At 37.5% G+C, this 19,688-nt stretch carries 18 protein-coding genes; 10 read left to right on the forward strand and 8 right to left on the reverse strand.

Going from position 1 to position 19,688, the window contains the following annotated elements; genetic code table 11:
* Window positions 1-1,196: 1,196 nt before the first annotated feature.
* The 4 genes from GN157_RS00005 (at window position 1,197) to GN157_RS00020 (ending at window position 4,056) form a co-directional block, all read left to right on the forward strand.
* On the forward strand, window positions 1,197-1,736 hold the full coding sequence (locus GN157_RS00005) for a hypothetical protein (protein ID WP_157481008.1): 540 nt from the start codon (window positions 1,197-1,199) through the stop codon (window positions 1,734-1,736).
* A gap of 275 nt (window positions 1,737-2,011) precedes the next feature.
* Window positions 2,012-2,461 carry a hypothetical protein gene (locus GN157_RS00010; protein ID WP_157481010.1) on the forward strand — a complete coding sequence of 150 codons (450 nt, stop codon included), beginning with the start codon at window positions 2,012-2,014 and terminating at the stop codon, window positions 2,459-2,461.
* Window positions 2,451-2,927: a hypothetical protein gene (locus GN157_RS00015; protein ID WP_157481012.1), complete on the forward strand. Its 477-nt coding sequence runs from the start codon at window positions 2,451-2,453 to the stop codon at window positions 2,925-2,927. The genes GN157_RS00010 and GN157_RS00015 overlap by 11 nt, the downstream gene beginning before the upstream one ends.
* On the forward strand, window positions 2,914-4,056 hold the full coding sequence (locus tag GN157_RS00020; RefSeq protein ID WP_157481014.1) for a hypothetical protein: 1,143 nt from the start codon (window positions 2,914-2,916) through the stop codon (window positions 4,054-4,056). Before GN157_RS00015 ends, GN157_RS00020 begins: the two co-directional genes overlap by 14 nt.
* Window positions 4,057-4,419: 363 nt before the next feature.
* Here the strand turns inward: GN157_RS00020 and GN157_RS00025 are convergent, their stop codons facing one another.
* Complete coding sequence (locus tag GN157_RS00025; protein WP_157481016.1) at window positions 4,420-4,965, reverse strand: hypothetical protein; 546 nt, start codon at window positions 4,963-4,965, stop codon at window positions 4,420-4,422.
* Window positions 4,966-5,423: 458 nt separating this feature from the next.
* Between GN157_RS00025 and GN157_RS00030 the strand changes: the two genes are divergently transcribed.
* Window positions 5,424-7,616, forward strand: coding sequence for a hypothetical protein (locus tag GN157_RS00030; protein WP_157481018.1), 2,193 nt, complete (start codon window positions 5,424-5,426; stop codon window positions 7,614-7,616).
* Between the two features lie 9 nt (window positions 7,617-7,625).
* Complete coding sequence (locus GN157_RS00035; RefSeq protein WP_157481020.1) at window positions 7,626-10,454, forward strand: hypothetical protein; 2,829 nt, start codon at window positions 7,626-7,628, stop codon at window positions 10,452-10,454.
* 65 nt (window positions 10,455-10,519) lie between these two features.
* On the opposite strand, the gene GN157_RS00040 is transcribed toward GN157_RS00035, so the two are convergent.
* Together GN157_RS00040 and GN157_RS00045 are read right to left on the reverse strand one after the other, a co-directional pair.
* Window positions 10,520-11,359, reverse strand: a complete 840-nt coding sequence (locus GN157_RS00040; protein ID WP_157481022.1) for a hypothetical protein — start codon at window positions 11,357-11,359, stop codon at window positions 10,520-10,522.
* A gap of 113 nt (window positions 11,360-11,472) precedes the next feature.
* A complete protein-coding gene (locus tag GN157_RS00045) occupies window positions 11,473-12,267 on the reverse strand; it encodes a hypothetical protein (RefSeq protein ID WP_157481024.1) in 795 nt (264 codons plus the stop codon).
* 113 nt (window positions 12,268-12,380) lie between these two features.
* On the opposite strand from GN157_RS00045, the gene GN157_RS00050 reads away from it, so the two are divergent.
* Both GN157_RS00050 and GN157_RS00055 read left to right on the forward strand, forming a co-directional pair.
* Window positions 12,381-12,620: a hypothetical protein gene (locus GN157_RS00050; protein ID WP_157481026.1), complete on the forward strand. Its 240-nt coding sequence runs from the start codon at window positions 12,381-12,383 to the stop codon at window positions 12,618-12,620.
* Window positions 12,621-12,863, forward strand: coding sequence for a hypothetical protein (locus GN157_RS00055; RefSeq protein ID WP_157481027.1), 243 nt, complete (start codon window positions 12,621-12,623; stop codon window positions 12,861-12,863). It begins immediately after the preceding gene.
* Window positions 12,864-12,892: 29 nt separating this feature from the next.
* Here the strand turns inward: GN157_RS00055 and GN157_RS00060 are convergent, their stop codons facing one another.
* The 5 genes from GN157_RS00060 to GN157_RS00080 all read right to left on the reverse strand — a co-directional run bounded on the left by GN157_RS00060 (window position 12,893) and on the right by GN157_RS00080 (window position 16,961).
* A complete protein-coding gene (locus tag GN157_RS00060) occupies window positions 12,893-14,656 on the reverse strand; it encodes a hypothetical protein (protein WP_157481029.1) in 1,764 nt (587 codons plus the stop codon).
* 5 nt (window positions 14,657-14,661) lie between these two features.
* Complete coding sequence (locus GN157_RS00065; protein ID WP_157481031.1) at window positions 14,662-15,759, reverse strand: hypothetical protein; 1,098 nt, start codon at window positions 15,757-15,759, stop codon at window positions 14,662-14,664.
* A gap of 117 nt (window positions 15,760-15,876) precedes the next feature.
* Window positions 15,877-16,185 (reverse strand): hypothetical protein, encoded by a 309-nt coding sequence (locus GN157_RS00070; protein ID WP_157481032.1) that lies wholly within the window; start codon window positions 16,183-16,185, stop codon window positions 15,877-15,879.
* A 2-nt stretch (window positions 16,186-16,187) separates the two neighbouring features.
* The gene (locus GN157_RS00075; RefSeq protein WP_157481034.1) at window positions 16,188-16,481 is read right to left on the reverse strand and encodes a hypothetical protein; all 294 of its coding nucleotides are present in this window, start codon (window positions 16,479-16,481) and stop codon (window positions 16,188-16,190) included.
* A gap of 33 nt (window positions 16,482-16,514) precedes the next feature.
* A complete protein-coding gene (locus GN157_RS00080) occupies window positions 16,515-16,961 on the reverse strand; it encodes a hypothetical protein (protein ID WP_157481036.1) in 447 nt (148 codons plus the stop codon).
* 529 nt (window positions 16,962-17,490) lie between these two features.
* On the opposite strand from GN157_RS00080, the gene GN157_RS00085 reads away from it, so the two are divergent.
* Together GN157_RS00085 and GN157_RS00090 are read left to right on the forward strand one after the other, a co-directional pair.
* Window positions 17,491-18,516: a head maturation protease, ClpP-related gene (locus GN157_RS00085; RefSeq protein WP_157481038.1), complete on the forward strand. Its 1,026-nt coding sequence runs from the start codon at window positions 17,491-17,493 to the stop codon at window positions 18,514-18,516.
* Window positions 18,516-19,574 (forward strand): hypothetical protein, encoded by a 1,059-nt coding sequence (locus GN157_RS00090; RefSeq protein ID WP_157481040.1) that lies wholly within the window; start codon window positions 18,516-18,518, stop codon window positions 19,572-19,574. The genes GN157_RS00085 and GN157_RS00090 overlap by 1 nt, the downstream gene beginning before the upstream one ends.
* Window positions 19,575-19,688 lie beyond the last annotated feature (114 nt).

Genomic DNA, 19,688 nt, shown 5'->3' on the forward strand with positions numbered 1-19,688 from the left:
TGTTTGAGGCGATAGCCGAGTTCGGATGGTTTAGCCGAGAGCCATAATTTTTAGCCTAAGGCATCTAAGCCCGACTTTTTCGTTCTTTTGTGTCAGGGACAAAAGAACAAGAATTAATTTTAGATTTCTCCACTCCACTTCGTTACGGTCGAAATGGAAAAAGATTCCTTCCTCCGTCAGAATGACAACACTATTACATAACATACTAAAGCCCGAGTAAGCACATCACAGTGGCAAACGGCCTAAGGTGCTGTGGCGTAAAGAAAATTATAAACGAGGCGTAAAAAAGCATCCGTTGTTTGAGGCGATAGCCGAGTTCGGATGGTTTAGCCGAGAGCCATAATTTTTAGCCTAAAGGATCTAAGCCCGACTTTTTCGTTCTTTTGTGTCAGGGACAAAAGGACAAATATTATTTAATTGAGATTTCTCAACTCCACTTCGTTGCAGTCGAAATAGAAAAAGATCCTTACTCTCGTCAGGATGACAACACTATTACATAACATACTAATACACGAGTAAGCACACAACAGTATCAAACGGTCTAAGATGCTGTGGCGTATAGAAAATTATAAACGAGACGTAAAAGCATCCGTTGTTTGAGGCAATAGCCGAGTTCGGATGGTTTAGCCGAGAGCCATAATTTTTAGCCTAAAGCATCAAAGCCTTGAACTTTTCGTTCTTTTGTTTCAAGACAAAAGAACAGTCTTAGTTTTAGATTTCTCCACTCCACTTCGTTACGGTCGAAATGGAAGAAGATCCTTCCTCCGTCAGGATGACAACACTATTACATAATATACTAAAACACAAGTAAGCAAACCGCTGTAGCAAACGGCCTAAGGTGCTGTGGCGTATATAAAATTATAAACGAGGCGTAATAAGCATCCGCTGTTTGAGGCGATAGCCGAGTTCGGATGGTTTAGCCGAGAGCCATAATTTTTAGCCTAAAGCATCACAGCCTTGAACTTTTGGTTCTTTTGTTTCAAGACAAAAGAACAGTCTTATTTTTAGATTTCTCCACTCCACTTCGTTACGGTCGAAATGGAAAAGCTCTTTCCTTCGTCAAGCTGGCGCGAGCGTCCCGCTCGTGCTGTAAACAGTAAAAAGAGATCCTTCCTCCGTCAGGATGACAAACATACAGACCAAACCAGCAACTACAAACCACTAACCCTAAACTAATAACATCAATACCCATTACAATGAAAAACATAAGTATAAAACAGTACACAGCCCTGCAGGATACCCTTATGTATGATGCCGTACTGGAACACCTTAACCAAAAAAATACCTTTGCCGGCAGGAGCATGGATACCAACAAAATGCCTTATGCTAATGTAAAGTACTGCATTAGGCTATTGCCAAAAATAAACAGCTGGAAGGGTATTTGCCAACTCTTCACTATTTGCTTTGATATTACCGAAGCTGAGTTTTGGGCAAGCCCGATAGCCGAATATTTTCCGGCAAAAAAATACCTGGTAAGTGAGTTTGAAACAATCATTACTACCGAAAGTAAGGCACTCGCCTCTCAGTCAACCGATGCGCATTTGTGGCACATGGCGGGCGCCGACAGGTTAAAGCCTTACAGCGACACACTCCCCCTGCTTCAATTAGGAAAACTGTTTGGTCAATACCCATTTGATTTAGGCAGGAAACCTTATGGCGAAATATTTAGCCTGCTGGTACAAACCAAAACCCAAAACGAAGTGGAACACGACTACCAAAAACTGAATAGTAAGTAGTGTTTAGTAATCGCTAATTCAGTAAATGAGATCCTTCCACCGTCAGGATGACAAACGCACTCTGTCATTTTGAGCGCAACGAAGTGGAGTCGAAAAATCTCAAATTAATCTCAAACAGCCTAAAGCACCCCAGCCTTGAACTTTTGGTTCTTTTGTTTCAATACAAAAGAACAGGTGAGATTGCCACGTCGTTCCTCCTCGCAATGACAGCCTGTATAAACGTAATACAGAAACAACCCGCAACAAAAAACAAGTAACTCAAAACCCAAAACAACATGGACATTGTACGTTTTCTTCAGCAAATAGCCGAAGGCCAAAATCTTATTTACCACTACGGAAAAAAAGCCGCCCTAAACCTACTGGAAGGCAAAGGCGAACCTAACACAACTTATTTCCTTCATGAAATTACCAAACGTAAAAGCGAATACAACGACACCGGAACAAAAATCGTAGCCGATAATTACTCGGGTAAATTCTTCCTTGTAAAACAGTCGGACTTAGACCAGCAGTATTTTGCAGAGCGCGACCCAAACCAAACCGGGAAGTTTACCCAAAACATAGAGCCGTTACTTACAGTATTCCAAACACTGGGTAACAAAATTGCCTGCAGGGGTATTGCCGTACATCAGTGGGAAAACATAGATGTTACCGATGCCCTCGATGCTAATATGGACGGACTGCTTTGCTCCTACTCCGTTAGAATCCCGGTAGGCTATGAGCAGTAGTACAGCTATTTTAAAAGCCGAATTCAACCTTCTTAAAGAAGAACTCATTGCAAAATATGATGAGTTAGGTATGCGTGCCTCCGGAAACTGGGCTAATACACTTAAAGTTGAAGCTGAAAGCTATAGTGCACAAATTACGGGTGCTGCATACAGCGAAGCTCTGGAAAACGGTTACAAACCCGGTAAGCAACCACCCAGTGAGGCCATAGAGCAATGGATTATTGCAAAAGGAATTTCGGCTCAAATTGAAGGCGATATATCCATTAGCAGCCTTGCCTACCTTATTGCCCGAAAAATAGGTCGCGAAGGCTGGGACAGAGCAAACCATGGCGGCACCGAACTGATAAGCAGTGTAATTACCCCACAGCGAATGCAGCTTATTATTGACAAGGTAAGTGAAAATGAACTAATACTTGTAACAAGTGATATTACTAATCTCCTAAACTCTTTTTATGATAGTATTTAAAACCCCTATTGATACCACCCGCCTCAGGATGGCATATAATAACGACGTACTTAGCTTTTACGACAACTTTTTGATAAAGCCAAAGTACTGCGACATCACACTGGGAGAAACACCCATAAGGCTTTTCCCTGCTCCCGACGGGACTTTTTTCCTAAACCTCAAGCCTTATGTTACATCGCTTATAAACACCCGCAATTTTGAAGATACATTGAGTCCGTCAATAGGTGGTATAAGTCCGTCTACTTACGTAAAGGCCTTTAGTGATGGTACCTATTTGGAGCAGGAAATCCATTTTACCATTTACTTTCAAAACGATACCCAAACACAGGCTTCTTATAACCTAACATGGCTCGCAGGGGTTAATCAGCACACTGATTATTACCGCCGTTCAATTACTGATTATTTTCCGCTTACTCCTTCGAAGTCCGACAGTACGAAGCATTTTTACCTTAAATACTGGGAAGGCTATCCGTTTGATATTACCATGCACATGCCAAACACACAGTATTTTACTTTAAAAAATAACACCACTACCCTATCTACACAAATGCTTACACGCGGCAGGGTATCAAGACTGGTACTTAGCGACGGACGTACCGATGAAACACTGGAAAACGTACTCCCACTTATTGAAGGTCATAACGAACTGAGATTTAAGGCCAGTAGTACCGATAGTGATAACGATACTTTTATAACGCTCGAAAAAATTCCGTATAAAAAAGGGGCTTATCTAAAATGGCTCAACTCCTTTGGCGGTTACAGTTACTGGCTTTTTGAAAACACCTATAGTATTGACCGAAGCACAAAATACATGGGCGAAATTGATAACGACTACAGTAATATAGATCGTTCCTTTGGCCGTAACATACAAATAGGAAAAGAAAGTCTTGATACCTATAAAATCACTGCCGAACTACTTAGTGAAAACGAACGCCGTATTGTTGAAGGAATTCTGGAAAGCCCAAAAGTATACTTTTTTACAGGGAAACCTCTTAGCCAAAACAACAAAAACAACTGGGTAGAGGTTACGCTTAAAACAGGCAGCGCCCGCGTTAAAAACCCGAAACAGCCGTTAACCAACTTTACGTTTGATATTGAGCTTCCGCAGCGATATACAATAAGTTTGTAAAGTTGTAAAGTCAAAAGTCATAAAGTCCTTATGTTTTAAACTTAGGAATAAATGAGATCCTTTCTTCGTCAGAATGACAGGCACGAGTGAGCACACAACAGTGAAAAACGGCCTAAGGTGCTGTGGCGTATAGAAAATTATAAACGAGGCGCAAAAAGCATCCGCTGTTTGAGGCGATAGCCGAGTTCGGATGATTTAGCCGAGAGCCATATTTTTTAGCCTAAAGCATCTAAGTCCGACTTTTTGGTTCTTTTGTGTCACGGACAAAAGAACAGTCTTATTTTTAGATTTCTCCACTCCACTTCGTTACGGTCGAAATGACAACAGGAGTAACCACACCACAGTAAAAAGCTAATATTAAAATTACTCCTCTTCTATAAGTCCCGGAACCTTATCCATAATCAAGGGAGGTGGCGGAGGTGGTAGTTTATACTGAAGTATACCACTCTTAAAATCATGGAATTCTATAGGCTTTAAATCACAGTCCTTAAGGGCTATAATATCATATACTACCTGTTTCTGACTATCGGTTTCTAGATTTGGTATATAAAACGTAGTTTTTACACTATCTGCCTGAGTATTAATATCCAGTTGGTAGTAACTTGCATCTGCCATATGTCCATAATCAACTTTGGCATCAAAAACAGCTTTACTACGGTCTAACATTTCATTTATTTTCTTTTTCCCTATAATACAGTAGGAATATTTATAGAGAAAAGTATCTTTAAAAGAATCACGAGGATTAATCTCTTCGCAGTAAAAAAGGGTATCCCCTTTTAGTTCAATCCCAAATCGGGGTTCGTTGAGGTTTATGCCGCTACCCACTGTGAGTACTAAACTTTCAGGCTGCGGCTGTTGCTTTACAGTACAGGATATTACCAAAAACGAAAGTAAAACATATCTCTTCATAAGGGTAAGGTTAAAAAGCTGTAAACCAAATATAATTAAAAATAAACATCATTGTTACTGAAGATTTCTCCGCTACACTCCGTTTCGGTCGAAATGGAAAAAGAGATCCTTCCTTCGTCAGGATGACAGGCACGAGTGAGCACACAACAGTGAAAACGGCCTAAGGTGCTGTGGCGTAAAGAAAATTATAAATGAGGCGTAAAAAGCATCCGCTGTTTGAGGCGATAGCCGAGTTCGGATGGTTTAGCCGAGAGCCATATTTTTTAGCCTAAAGCATCTAAACCCGACTTTTTGGTTCTTTTGTGTCACGGACAAAAGAAGAGCTGAGATAAGATTGCCACGTCGTTCCTCCTCGCAATAACAGTCTCCTTTCTATTCTCTATTATCTCCCATCTTAAAAAAATATTTGACCATAACAAAACAACTTGTCTCTCTTACTTTACATTAACGGGCAGTTAATGGACTTAGACGCAGGCGAGGTTATTGCCCAAACCAAACAGGTAAACGACCTTAACAGCCTTGAAGACCGTCAGTCCAGCTTTACCAACAAGTTTAAACTTCCTAAAACGGCAAATAATGTAAGGGCTCTGGACCACATGACTCTTACCGGAAATGCCTCAAACGTACCTTATAAAAAAAATCAGTGTACACTGTATAATGACTTAGGGGAATGCTTTATAAATAACGGCTATACTGTGATAACCGACTCTGGCGATTACTATGAAGCTGTAGTTTACGACGGTATAGTAGACTTATTTAAGACTATAGAAAACGATTCTCTGGCTAATTTAAGCCTTGAAAATATAGAGCACATTAAAAATATAACTAGTGTAATTAACTCATGGAATCAGGACCTGCCCTATCGTTATATACTTGCTGACTATAACGGGCAATATACTTACCTAAAAGGAAATAACCCTAATCACACCCCTATAATTTTTATAGACTATTTGGTTCCAAGTATTAACGTAGCATGGTTATGGGATAAGATATTTAAAAAATACGGATTTGAATACTCGGGATCCATATTTGAGTCAGATGATTTCAAAAATCTTTGGTTAACCTACCCAAAAGGCTCAGAAAACACTAGTGAAATACTTTTTAAAAGTACGCCCGAAAAATGGCACTGGAAAAAACGTTATAACGCCGAATGGAAAACTTACTCTGCTTCTTATTACCAACCCGAAATTAATGAACTGGAAGTAAACTGGAGTGAAAATGATGACCCCGAGCGTATACGTTACCTTAAAGCTCCGCAATCGGGTATGTACAGGTTAAATATAAGCGGAAACCTTGGCGAAATTAATACAGCCGTAGATTTGGTTGTTTGTAAAAATGCCGATGCTCACGGCGAGTTTCTTGCCTACGATGCTATTCCGATTCCTGAGTTTTATGTAGCACAACAAAACATACAACCTTTTACTGACTTTAGTACCTCAAAAACATTTAGACTTGAAGAAGGCGAAACCGTATGCCTTGTATTTAGAAATGCGAACAATAAATTCAGGTTTTGGAATACCCCCTTGTTATCTGTTACATTTACCCAGCTGGAAATAGGGCAAACTAATTTTACCGATGTCCTTTCTGACTTTTCAATAAAAGATTTCCTAAAAGAAATAATATACCGTTTCGGGCTGGTTTTGTACAAGGATAAAAATGAAAATAAATATGAATTTATAACCCTTACAGAACAATTAACCACACCTAAAAGTGTAGATTGGAGTAAAAAATTTGCCCGTAAATTAAACGAAAAATATATATACGGGAGTTATGCACAGCAAAACTGGTTTAGGTATAAATACAACAGCGAAGGTGCTACACATAACGATCATTATATAAGGGTTAGTAACGAAAATTTAAATGAAAGTAAAGACAGTATAAAATCGAAAATATACAGTCCGGAATCTTACACAAGTCCTCTTAATGGACTCACCAATATTTATAAGTTTTGGGAAAAAGAAGTTGTAGAAGCTACCGAGGAAAACGAGGCTACAGTTTCCTACAAATCATTAGATAAAAGGTTTTATCTTATGCGTTCCAAACAGGTTATTAACACTACAAGAGTATGGAGCATGGCTCTTGCTGAGAATACTTTCACTTCTAAATATTATAAGGAAACCTTTGAAAGGTTATCTTTCTTTGATATTATAAATACCTACTACACTCCACTTAAAAATATACTCGAAAAAGCGCTTATTGTTAATGCCGAAATGTTTTTAAATGATACAGATATAACCAATTTCGATTTTAAAAAGCTGTATTACATAGATGCCCTTTCAGGCTATTTTCTGGTAAATAAAATAAACAACTACATACCGGGTAAACTTACAAAATGCGAACTGGTAAGAGTCAACTATTCGCCACCACAAACCAATTTTGTTTTAGGTCCAATAGTGCGTACCCCGTCATTAACCATAAACAATGTAGTAAGGCTTACACCTACTACTTACCATGTAGGCTATTATACCAATTTCCCTACAAGGTTTGATGTACTGCACCAGTACTCACCCGATGGTGTTAACTGGAAAACAGGCAGAATAACTGTAACGCCACAACAACAGGATGTTTTAACAACCAGTGTAAAAGCAACCCATTTCAGGCTACTGTACAACAGTACCAAAACCTACTCCAATATTTTTAAACTTGACTAACACAAAACAATGGCAAAAAACAAAAAAATTCTGGCCTCCCTGGATATTGATACCAATAGCCTTGTAAAAAGTGCTTCACAAATGGCCGAAGAAATAGAAAGGCTAAAAAATCAGCAGGATAAGCTTATCAAAAAAGGAAAAGAATCTTCGGTTCAGTTTGTAAAAAACTCAGTTGAACTAACTAAGCTTAGGCAAGCCTACAGGGAACAAACCAAAACACTTGCTGCATACACTGATGAGGAAGGTAAAATTCTTTCACAAAAAAAGGCAATAAAACAAGCCATTAATGAAACCAATAAAAGTGAAAACGATTATCTGGAAAATAATAAAAACCTTATTGCTATAAAAAAGCAACTTAACAGTGCTGATGATAACTACCAGAAAAGTCTCGACAAAATAAACCGAAAGCTACAGGATAACAAAATGTGGCTGGAAGAAAACGGTAGCGAAAATACCAAACTTATAGTAACCTTTAACGACTTTAAAGATCAGCTTAGCGAAAGCTACAACTCTATAAATATTTTTAACGGAGGTATCGGCGGACTAATATCGCGCTCACAGGAAATGGGAGGTGCAGGAGCATTGCTAAAAAGTGCCTTTTCGGGGATGACCTCGGGTATTGTAGGGATGACAAAAGCCGCATGGCAATTTGTAAAAAACCCATTTGGGTTAATACTTGCAGCCGTAGCAATTGCAGCATCGGCAGTTGTAGATATATTTAAAACCTTTCAGCCAATTGTAGAAACCGTAGAAAAAGTTACTGCGGCGGCAGGTGCAGCTTTTGAGTCTATTAAAAACTCAATACTTGATTTTATTAATGTATTATCGGGAGCAAAATCAATAGGCAGTTGGTTTTCAGATATGGGAGAAAACATGGCCGAAGCCGCCGCAGAAGCCTACAAACTTAAAGGGGCACAACAGGAACTTGCCAAGCAAATGGAACTACAGGAAATAAAAAATGCCGAGGCACAAAAAAGCATTGAGGCATACACCCGTGCCTCTGAAGATCAAACCAAAACCGAAGAGGAAAGATTAGCAGCTCTTAAAAAGGCTAATGAACTTGAACAGCAAAACCTTAATGAGCGTAAAGACCATGCAGAAGAAGCTTACAGGATAGCAGCCGAAGCCCTCGCTAACGGTGCCAACCTTAATGATAAAGAAAAACAACTGCTAAAGGAACAGGGCTATGAGTATGCACAAAAACTACAAAAAACAAAAAGCCTTAGTGAAGAAGAAATAGAGGCACTCAAAGATGCCCAACTAAAACGTATTGAAATACAGCAGGAAGATGCCGACCTTACCGTAAAAAACCACGACAATATTAATGCCCTTACAGATAAGTTTACAGACGAACAGGAAGACAAACTAAACAAACGAAAGGAACAGTGGGACAAATATGTAGACCATATGCTCCAAAAACAAAAAGAGCTTTTAGACCTGTATGTAGCCCAAAACAATGGTGTGGCAAAAACATTAAATGAGCAACTCGACTATCAGGAAGAGTACATGACAAAATCTATAGCCCTGCTGAATGAAGAGCTGAAACAGAAAAAAATAAGCAGGTTACAGTATGATACTGAAATGGAAAATATAACGCGTGAATTTGAGGCAAAAAGATTTCAGGCTACCGTAAACTTTGCCAATGCCGAACTGGAACTGTGGAAACAGCAAAACCAAAGCAAACTCAATAACGGTAAAGAGTTTACAGCTCAAATGTATAATGAGGAACTCACAAGACTAGAAAAATTAAGAGAACTACAGTTAAATACGTTAGGAAAAGATGCTGAAAAAAATGCAGCAGCAATAGCCCAAAAAAGAGCTACTAACCAGGAGTTAACAAACGCCGAAATTGAACTGTATACCCAGTATTTAAAAATACAAGAGGAATATGATAATGCTAAACAAGCTGCCGAAAAGGCTGCTGAAGATTCTAAAAAACAGGCCAATAAAGACAGTGTAGCAAAAGAGATAGAGGAAATACAAAAAAAGGCAGAGGCCGAACAGTTGCAGTTTGATATTAAAATGGCAACTGCCGAAACCCAATATCAGGAAAAAGTTATAGCTGAAAAGGCGCGCTTTGCTGCCGAAAAAGCTGAACTTGACGAACGAAAAGCACAGGGGTTAATTGATGATGAACAGTATAACACACTTCTTGAGGGGCAAAAAGAAGAGTCTGCCAAAAACCAAAAAGAGATTGAACAGGAAAATACCAACTTTAAACTGGGTCTTGCCTCAAGCACCTTTGGTAACCTTAGTACCATACTGGGTAAAGAGAGCAAAGCCGGTAAAGCTTTTGCTATTGCACAGGCTACTATTGATACCTACCAGTCGGCAGTTGCGGCATACAGATCAATGGCAAAAATTCCATTTGTAGGTCCGGCACTTGGTGCGGCTGCGGCAGGTGCAGCCGTAGCGGCAGGTTTGGCAAACGTAAAAAAAATTAAGTCGACCAAAGCCCCTAAGGCCGAAAAAGGTGCACTGTTTAATATTGGCGGGCAAAGGCACAGTGCCGGGGGTACTATGTTTACCGGTGAAGACGGCACCCGCTTTGAAGCCGAAAAGGGTGAACTTATAGGCGTAATGAACCGCAATGCCGCTCGTCACTTTATGGCATTTAACAATGCATTCCCTGCGGGGGGCGGCAGTACAACAGGCAATTATTTTGAGAGTGGCGGTATAGTATCGCGTGATATAGCCCCTTCACAAATAAACATGCAGGAACTGGCTAACCTCACTGCCGAAGCCGTTAAAAGTATACCACCTCCTGTTGTAGCTGTAGAAGATATTATTACACAGGGTAACAGCTATGTACAGGTAAGAGAAGGAGCTAACTTTTAAGTAAAAACAATAAAGCCTTTAGCAAATGCTAAAGGCTTTATTTATAAACCAATGTTGTAAAGCACTTAGTTTTGTGCCATTCTTTCTTCAATAGTATCTAAACCACACTTAATAATTCCTCTTGCTCTCTCTCCTTCATGAGGTGTAAAATCACTACCCCATTGAGATTTTTCTTTCCCAAAAATAACTGTAGTTATACGGTGTTCGCTAAAAAGCTTTTTATCACTTTCTTTCTCTAACTCTAAATGAGCATGTTTCTTTCCATCCTTTTCTCTATATATCAATGGTTCTTGCGGAAGTTCAATTTTTTCACCATTATCAAAAATAATTGTAAGTCCATAATCGGCCGGGCTTTTCATTTCAAATGACAATCCAACTGCTAGTTCCTGTCCAGTCATGGCTCCTGTACCCAGATGAACCTCTATGTTATAAAAAGCAGCCCATTTCAAGATGTTCTTATTACCCTTATCATAACCATACTCAAAATAATCACAATAAAAATCGTTTGGAAAATCAAGCCCCCCTTCTACTTCAAAATAATAGTAATCAGGATAACCTTTAAGTAGCCTGTAATAAATAACTTCTCCGTCTTCTGCCTCAAGTGTTAGTTTAACAGTATAGTTAGGATCACTGGAAACCACTTTAAAAACCCTGTTTTCCAGAGATTTTGGGTCAGAAGTTTCAAATCCTATTTCATGATAGGTATGTATATTATATTTATCTTTATAAAAATTATGATAGCCTTTTTGTACTTTTATTTCCTCATCAGTAAGCGGTCTTATTTTTACGGTTTTACCCACTAAAAGCTCCGGGCGTTTAAAAGGAAAAATTTCTGGTTTTTTTTCTTCCTGTGCTATTGCAAGCACACTAAATAGTAAAACTAATGCTAATGTAAACTGTTTCATTATTGATGTGGTTTGTTTGTATGATTTTTTTCAAATATAGAGATTGTTTGTTGGCTTCAAAATAAAAAACATGCACCAAAAATAATTTTGATACATCTTTTTGTAAATAGGCTTTATTCTTTTGTTACAAGGCAATTAAAAACTCCTATATGAGTATCTCCATATTCAACTTCCTCTTTAATTCCACCTATAGATTCTTCTACTATTTTATATTTTTTCAAAAGCTCTATATCTTCACTTTTAAGGGTAATATTAGCATTGTACAGATAATTGCCATATTCATTTTTAGGCTCTATTTTTATATTTGGATTCACACCACTAATAATAGCACCATTTTCTAATTTTAAATATACTTCTTTAGCATCAGACAGTACTTTAGAAGGAAAAGTAAAATCTACTATATAAACAGTAATTTCATCAAGTTTCATTTTAAAAAAACTAATTCCTTCCTCTTTTTCAGAGATAAAAAAATGTTTGGTTGGATCCTGACTGCTTGGTTTTTTAGAAATATGATGGCAATAATAATAATCTGGAATTTCTAATCCGCCAATTACCTCAAAAGGATATTTAAACCTATACCCGGGTTCATATTTAAAATATAGAGTTTCTTTATCATCTGTAAGAGTTAAAATAAAGTACCCTGATATCATATCAACCTTTGTTACTGTAAAAATTCTGTTTACTAAATTATCATATTTAGAATTATAACTGTCACAGCAGGCGTATTTAGTTTTTAGACTTTTGTCTTCATAAAAATTATCATAACCATATTTAACCGATTCTGGTTTTTTTTCTAAAACCTTAACTTCTTTATTTAATAAAAGCTGAGGAAAAAAATCAGGATAGTTTTGTGCATTAGCTAATACACTCATAAATACCAATAATAATAATAATGTAAGTTTTTTCATTTTGGTGTGATTTTAATTAGTTATATGATTTTTTTCAAATATAGAGAAAATTTTCTAAGTTTGTAAAACTTTTTAAGTGCCCTTTTTTCAATATTTGACTATATTTTTAACTCATGTTAAATGAGATACTTAGCGGTTGGAAAAACTTTATCCAAAAAAGCGAAGTAACCGAAAACACTGCCCGAAAGCGTGCTGCCCTGTGTGCCGTATGCCCACATGCTACAAAGGGAAAGCTACTTGTTTTTATAAAAGACGACCTTAAAGAAATACAGGGAACTTACTGTAATGTATGTAAGTGCCCGTTATCGGCAAAGGTGCGCTCTAATGATATTTGTCCTGAAAATAAATGGTAAATGACCCGCTATGAAACACTTATAAGCCTACAGGAAAATTTTATGCAGCTTGTGGCAAAAAATATTATCCCTGTGCATGTACTGGACTGGAAAGTATACTATGAAGCCTACCTTAAGGAAACCGAATATCATAAAAAGTACTTTAAGAAAGTGCGTAAAACCCACATGATACAACAGGTTGCCGAAAACTATAACATTACCGAACGTACCATGTTTAACGTAGTTGCCTTTATGGAGGGATAAAAAAAGAGGCTTTATATAAGCCTCTTTTTCTAGTTTTTTACTTGGGTTAAGCCAAACTCTCTGTTATTTATATAGTCTTCAATAGCTATTCTTATATTACCGTTTTCATCTTTTTCCCGATATACCTGAACTGTAAACTTAGAGTTGTCATAAACCCGACTTTCGGTTTCTATACTCTCGTAGGTAACCTGATAATTATCCCATGTATTATTGTTTGGTTCTTTATCATATGTCCAGGGATTTGCTACAAGCCTGCCGCTAAAACTGTTTTTTATGTCTGCTCCATCTTTTTCGGTAAAGGTATAATCAATATAACCGCCTGTTCTTTTTACTTCAAGCATGCAGTTGCAAACAGCTACTGCTTTAAAAGTATACTTTTTACCCTCTTCGAGTATTTTAGGAAAAATCAGTTTTTGTCTTCTGCCTTTATAAAAACCATTTTTTCTTATTTTAAGCTCAATAAACTCCCATAATGATTTATTAATATCAAATTCTTCTACTTTAGAAATATTAATCTGACTTTTCCATCCTCCAAAATGTCCGTAACGCTTCCCATAAGTACGAATACCTTTTACCTTCATATATATTCCCTTGTTAAACGAACTTTTAATGCCTAATCCCATTTTGCCTTCAACAACCACACTTTGTTTAACATCTTCATCAAAAAAAGCCCAGCCTTCTCCCTCATACTCTTTATCTTTAATCCATACAAACGTATGTCCTTCAAACGGACCTGCATAATAACCTTCTTTCTCAAAGTATGCCACTCGCTCTTCATCTTCCTTTAATTCTGTTTTATATACCTGATACTTTTTTAAATAATCTTCCAATAAAATATTAGTATCAACCTCCACAATGCCGTCGACCTCTATAGTATACTTCGTAAAGTAACTTTCAAAAAAAGAACGTTGCTCTATTAATTTCCCTTTCAGCCTAACAAAAGATGTATTTACAAAACTATCTGGAAGCTTATTATTTTTAAGATTTACTATTATTGGCACCTGTACCAGACTGTCCTTTAATGGAAAAAAAAGATTTTCCCTGCCATTTATTTTATAAAATCCTTCAATCTCAACAATACCTTGTTTCTCTTTATCTTTCCTCTCCTGCTGGTAGTTATAAAAAGTGTAGTTTGTATCGATAACTTTTAATTCGCATATATTAAACTGTGTATCATACAAATCAGGGAAACCATAACTACGACCGGTAATTTTAAATCCCGTTCCTTTTATATACACTCCGTCTGCATTATACTTATCAGGGTATACTTCGCTATGTTTACTTGAAGCACGCCCTTCAAAACAAATACCTAAAGTATCTGCAATTTCTCCGTCTTTAAGTTCAACATAATAAAGTTCCTCATAGCGTTCATTGTAAAAACCTTCGCTTTCAAAATATTCAATTCTTTCTTCACCTTCATTTAAAACTTCCTTTTTTTCATCGGCATGTTTTTTTAAAAACTTTTCCATGAGCATAGTGGTGTCAATTAGCGTAACCTCATCAACCACTATTCGGTTTTTCACATAATAGCAATCATAGCCATATTTTGCTCTTGATATTTTTCCTTTAACCCTAACCCGTGCTGTGTTAACAAAACCATGGGGTATTTTATAGTGTTCAATTTCCAGATTAATAGGTCCTTTAACGGTATTATTCACCACCGGAAATAAGGCATGGCCTCCTCCGCCAAGAGATACTTTATAAAAACCTTCAATTACAATTTCCTTCTCTTCCTCCTGTCCGTAAAAACAAACAGAAACCAGTAGCAATAATAACGTAAGATACTTTTTCATGGGGTTTAGTTTTTAATTAAAAGCTCGGTGTTTTCTATCCATACTGCCAGATACGGACTCTCACTATCCCTGCGTTTTAACAGTACCATAAATGGTTTGTTTACAAACATTTTTTTAGGTACAATTTTCTCTTCAGGCATTTCTTCAAGTGCAGCAGCCTCAATTATTGCTTCACTCTCTACAACAGCACCTTCTTCGTCTAACTGAAAGGAAATTCGCTGATAAGCCTCTTTAATTCTATATTCTTCAGGTTGTCCTTTAAGAGTAAACCTGTTATCGGTAAGATCAGGGCAGTTAGATTTTAGGTTAAAGTATATTTTAGGAATAACCAAACGGTCTTCTTCACTAAACGTATATCTCCAGGCCTCACTAAGAGTTGGTTTAAACATTCCTCTTGTTTTAATGGTTTCAATTACCTGTTCTATACCCTGCTGTAATGATTGTGGTTTTTGGGTAGGCATCCATAACAAAATCTCATGCCTTTTATCTTTAGGGTTAAGCCTTACCATAAAGTCGTTATCGCTATTGTAGTCAAGTACATTTACACGATTCTCACCATGACCTCCCAATGTATAAAAAGCCTCTACGTTTTCATTATTAAACAAAAACGGTTCTCTATACACTTCCATAGGTTCACTAAACGGAAGTTGCTTTGTAAAACGGGCAGCAGCCTTTATCTCAAAAGTATTAACAATTATCTGTACAGCGGTTTGATATTCGTTTTCGGTAAGGCAGCCTTTGTAATCTTTATAACCGTTTAGTTTTTCCAGTTCGGGGTAATTACTAGCTACAACAATAGGTTTATTATATGTTTTTACTATTTGCTCCCATGCCATTAATAGAGTTGGACAGTAAATGGCATTTTTATTTTTGCTTAAAGTACCTGCCGGAGTAGTAAAAAAAGTAGTATTTTTAAAAAAGCTGAGATTAACCGCTTCACCAAAGCTTTTTTCACGGCTGTGACCTTCAATAAAATCAGCGATTGGATCACCATTAAGGTTTAAATCGACAACCTCAATAGAGTGTAACGAATTTTGGGTTTCCTTTTTGCACGATAAAAGTAATAAAGTCAAAAACAGAAAAACAAAGCGGGTAAGGTTCATGTTTTGTGTTGTTTTGGTTGCTACCAAATATAACGCAAAATGTTAAAATTTTATTACCGCTTATAAAAAGGCTTTGAGTATAAGGCTATATTTTTACATGATTTTCATAACAGTATATTACTTTTTCTTTTTCTTCTTCTTTTTTTCAATAATTACATCCTCTGCGTTTTCCTCCTCTTCATTATAAACTAATTCAGTAATACCTGCATCATTAACAATACGAGTATCATACCCCCGCGCAATAAGTTTTTGATGTTGCTTTATATAATCATTTCTTTTTGGTGTGAAGTTTTCCATTTTATCAGAACTAAAAAATTGCCCAAAAACGGCAAATATGCCCGATATAATTATAAAGCCAAACCATATAGCTAAAATCAACACACTAATTTCTAAAGCATACAAAAAAATGTATTTAATATCTCCCATAATTACACTTCTTTTTTCTCAATTACAGGTTCATATCCCTTACTTTTTGCCCATGCTAAATACGCCTCATAATTATCATTATTTAGCTTCTTCATTCTTTTATTGTAATTAGGCAAAAGGTGCTCAATAAAATTATAGAGTACGTTTTGCAGCGGAACCCCAATATACCTTATAAAGCAGGCAGCAATAACAATAATGGCTACCCATCTCATTACTATCATAACGATATAATTACTAAAAATAGAACTAGCCAATACAGCCTCATTCTCTATTGAGGTAAAAAAAAATAAAATCATTAGGTGTGTTTGTTGGTTGTCCAAATATAACAATTAACTTTTATCACTGTCATCAAAAATACCGAGTATAACATCAAGCAACCATTGAGTTTTACCTGGGTCCTGTATCGCCTTATAGGTTTGTTGTTGTAGCGAAATATAATCTACCGTTCCGTTTTCTATAGTAACCAAAAACGGAAAACTCCCCTTAAGGCTGTTAATCTCATATAACATAGTAGAGATATTTGCCCGCTTATAATTAAGTGATATTGGCTTTCGATTCTCTACCCATACAACCTCAACCTCCTTAGGCAGTATTGGCAATACATGGGTTTCAATAAAAGCTTTGGTTACAAGCCTGTCGTTATAGCAAAAAAACTTTTTGCCTTCGTTTTGGGCAATAAACTTTTTGTATGACTTCTGTCTTGTATAATAACGTAGTAATACAAAAACCAAAAGGATTGATACAGAAATCAATAAAACGTCTGTAAAAAAAGACATAAACTAAGGTGTGTATTTGTAAAAAACTATTCCTTATCAATAAACTTTATGCCAATATTATTAGGGTAGAATAAAGGCATGAGTATAAATCCTAAAAATATAACTATTAAAAATATATTAGTCCATACATAAACATATTGATTTCGAAAAGAACTTAAAGCCTCCAATCCAAAAAAAATGGTAAAAAAGGCCCACCAATAGAACCTGAAGCGGTTAATGATTTTCATTATTATATAAGTTGTGGTTTGTAAGTCTCCAAATATAAAAACATTTTACTGAAAAAGCCGCTTCAGTAAAACACTAAAAACCCACCGTATCTTTGTACTGTGAAAATGAGATAACAAATACTTCTTATTTAAAGATTAAAACATTTAAGATTTAAAGAATCCACCCTTACATAATCACCAATCTTTATTCAATATTTTAATCTTTCAATTTTCAATTCCCCTCCCCACTGTTTACTGCAATCCTTTTCTGCAATCCTCACTTTTAAATTTTCAATCTTTCAATCTTAAATGAACACAATGAAATGACAGGAAACATTTACATCTCCGGCCAGATAGGCTCGTTTGACGGAACCCCCGGCATAGAGCTTATAGACGTTGTAAGCCAGGTAAAAAAACAACCCAAAGCCACTGCTTTTAACGTACACATCAATTCGGAGGGCGGACTCGTAGATGTGGGTTTCGACATCTACCACTACCTCAAATCGCTGAGCAAGCCCATAACCACCATAGGCAGCGGTATAGTAGCCAGTATAGCCACCGTAATATTCATGGCAGGCAGCAAAAGGCTCATTCGTGAAAATACCCCTTTCATGATTCACCTGCCCTGGGGCGGCTCCATGGGAACGGCAGATGAACTCTCAAAATTTGCCACACAGCTAAAAAGCATCGAGAAAAAGCTCGTTGGTTTTTACAAAAACACCCTAAACATACAAGAGCAGGCCATACTCCCCCTCCTTAAAAACGAAACATGGCTTACCGCTACACAGTTAACTGATTTAGGCTTTACCACCTCGCAGCAGGTAGCCATAGCTGCAAAAGCATATTTAAAACCCAATACTATGACCAAATTTACCGAGAAAGACAGGCACTGGATGGAAAGCCTGTTTACAAAAGTGCTGGCTAAATTTAAGCACAGCCACATGTTTAACAAAGTGGTGCAGGATGCCACCGGAACCGAAATTGATTTTACCGATCTGGAAGACGACGCCGTAATCGAAATCGGACAAATGGCAACTGTAGACGGTCTTCCGGCAGATGGCGAGTTTACAATGCCCGACGGATTTACCTACATTTTTACAGAAGGTGAACTAACCGAAATTATTGAACCCGAAGAAGATGCCCCGGCTGAAGAAGCCGCTGCACTAAGGGCAGAAAACAAAAGGCTTAAAAAACAGCTTAATGTTATTAAAGGTGAGGTAATGGCGCTTAAAAGGCAGGTTACCAGCAACTATAGCCTTGACGGAAAAAGGGCAGCTTACAAAAGACCTGCCGAAAACGACAAATTAGCCGGAATGAAAGAATACTTGAGATCTAAAAAAGCACGATAATGGCATTAGTAAATGCAGACAACCTTACACTAAATCCTCGTGAGGCCGAAACGGTAAGCGGGGTGATTTTCAGCAGAGTCTATAACGATTCAGATCTGCAGGAATTCCACGATATTGAAACCGGAATCGATGTAAGTACACAAATTGCCTTTGCCGGACGATTAGGACTACTGGGCAAAAAAGCCGTAGGATGCACACCAAACGAGGCTGGCGGCTTTGAATTAACCGAGAAATACTGGACTCCGGTACTGGAAGATTTCCGCCTTTCTCACTGTCAGGCAGATATGCCGGCTCTTTTAAAGCTGTTCAAAAAGTCAAAACGCATTAACCCTGATTTCTTTGATGCTGTAGGTACCGAAGAGTTTGGCGTAATCATATCGGCAGTAGAGAGTGCCATGCTCGAAAACATGCACCGTAAAATATGGTTTAACGACACCACTGCCGAAACTGTAGATAACAATGGTGTGTTTACTAACGGAACCGACCTGGATTACTTTAACTCGTTTGACGGACTGTTTAAACAAATTTTTGCCGAAGTACCTACCACAGCGGCAAACTATGTAAGCATCGATAAAAACGCAGGTGTTGACTATGCTTCTCAGGCTCTTGCCGAAGATGCAGCTTTAGACATCTTCGAAAAAATGGTAACCGCCGCTGATGAGCGCCTTGTATCTGCAGATGATGCTTACATTCTTGCATCACGTTCCCTAGCCGATAACTACCGTGCTACACTAAGAAAAAAGAACTTAGGTTCTGGCTTCCTTGAGGTGGTAGAAGAAGGTCGTCCGCGTCTGTTCTTCGACGGTATCGAGGTAAAAGTACGTTATGACTGGGACAGGTACATCAAAACCTACCAGGACAACGGTACCATCCACAACCTTCCGCACAGGGCTGTATTCACTACAAAATCAAACATCCCTGTAGGTACACTAAGCGACGAAGACCTTTATAAACTGGATGTGTTTTACGACAAAACCCTTAAAACAAACATCATGGATGCTGCCTATACTATAGATGCCAAGCACCTTGAAAGCTACATGACAGTAGCAGCTTACTAATCATAAAGCCTAATAATAAAAGTGAAGTGAAGCAACGACATAATACTCTGTGGCGTAAAGAAAATTATAAATAAGGTGTTAAAAAGCATTCGCTGTTTGAGCCAAAGGCGAGTT

This window comes from Flavobacterium rakeshii (assembly GCF_009741375.1).
Classification (GTDB): Bacteria; Bacteroidota; Bacteroidia; order Flavobacteriales; family Flavobacteriaceae; genus Flavobacterium; species Flavobacterium rakeshii.

Bases quoted from the DNA above. Each gene is read 5' to 3' on its own strand.
- GN157_RS00005 (WP_157481008.1), top strand. From the start codon at position 1,197: ATGAAAAACATAAGTATAAAACAGTACACAGCCCTGCAGGATACCCTT.
- GN157_RS00010 (WP_157481010.1), top strand. From the start codon at position 2,012: ATGGACATTGTACGTTTTCTTCAGCAAATAGCCGAAGGCCAAAATCTT.
- GN157_RS00015 (WP_157481012.1), top strand. From the start codon at position 2,451: ATGAGCAGTAGTACAGCTATTTTAAAAGCCGAATTCAACCTTCTTAAA.
- GN157_RS00020 (WP_157481014.1), top strand. From the start codon at position 2,914: ATGATAGTATTTAAAACCCCTATTGATACCACCCGCCTCAGGATGGCA.
- GN157_RS00025 (WP_157481016.1), bottom strand. From the start codon at position 4,965: ATGAAGAGATATGTTTTACTTTCGTTTTTGGTAATATCCTGTACTGTA.
- GN157_RS00030 (WP_157481018.1), top strand. From the start codon at position 5,424: ATGGACTTAGACGCAGGCGAGGTTATTGCCCAAACCAAACAGGTAAAC.
- GN157_RS00035 (WP_157481020.1), top strand. From the start codon at position 7,626: ATGGCAAAAAACAAAAAAATTCTGGCCTCCCTGGATATTGATACCAAT.
- GN157_RS00040 (WP_157481022.1), bottom strand. From the start codon at position 11,359: ATGAAACAGTTTACATTAGCATTAGTTTTACTATTTAGTGTGCTTGCA.
- GN157_RS00045 (WP_157481024.1), bottom strand. From the start codon at position 12,267: ATGAAAAAACTTACATTATTATTATTATTGGTATTTATGAGTGTATTA.
- GN157_RS00050 (WP_157481026.1), top strand. From the start codon at position 12,381: ATGTTAAATGAGATACTTAGCGGTTGGAAAAACTTTATCCAAAAAAGC.
- GN157_RS00055 (WP_157481027.1), top strand. From the start codon at position 12,621: ATGACCCGCTATGAAACACTTATAAGCCTACAGGAAAATTTTATGCAG.
- GN157_RS00060 (WP_157481029.1), bottom strand. From the start codon at position 14,656: ATGAAAAAGTATCTTACGTTATTATTGCTACTGGTTTCTGTTTGTTTT.
- GN157_RS00065 (WP_157481031.1), bottom strand. From the start codon at position 15,759: ATGAACCTTACCCGCTTTGTTTTTCTGTTTTTGACTTTATTACTTTTA.
- GN157_RS00070 (WP_157481032.1), bottom strand. From the start codon at position 16,185: ATGGGAGATATTAAATACATTTTTTTGTATGCTTTAGAAATTAGTGTG.
- GN157_RS00075 (WP_157481034.1), bottom strand. From the start codon at position 16,481: ATGATTTTATTTTTTTTTACCTCAATAGAGAATGAGGCTGTATTGGCT.
- GN157_RS00080 (WP_157481036.1), bottom strand. From the start codon at position 16,961: ATGTCTTTTTTTACAGACGTTTTATTGATTTCTGTATCAATCCTTTTG.
- GN157_RS00085 (WP_157481038.1), top strand. From the start codon at position 17,491: ATGACAGGAAACATTTACATCTCCGGCCAGATAGGCTCGTTTGACGGA.
- GN157_RS00090 (WP_157481040.1), top strand. From the start codon at position 18,516: ATGGCATTAGTAAATGCAGACAACCTTACACTAAATCCTCGTGAGGCC.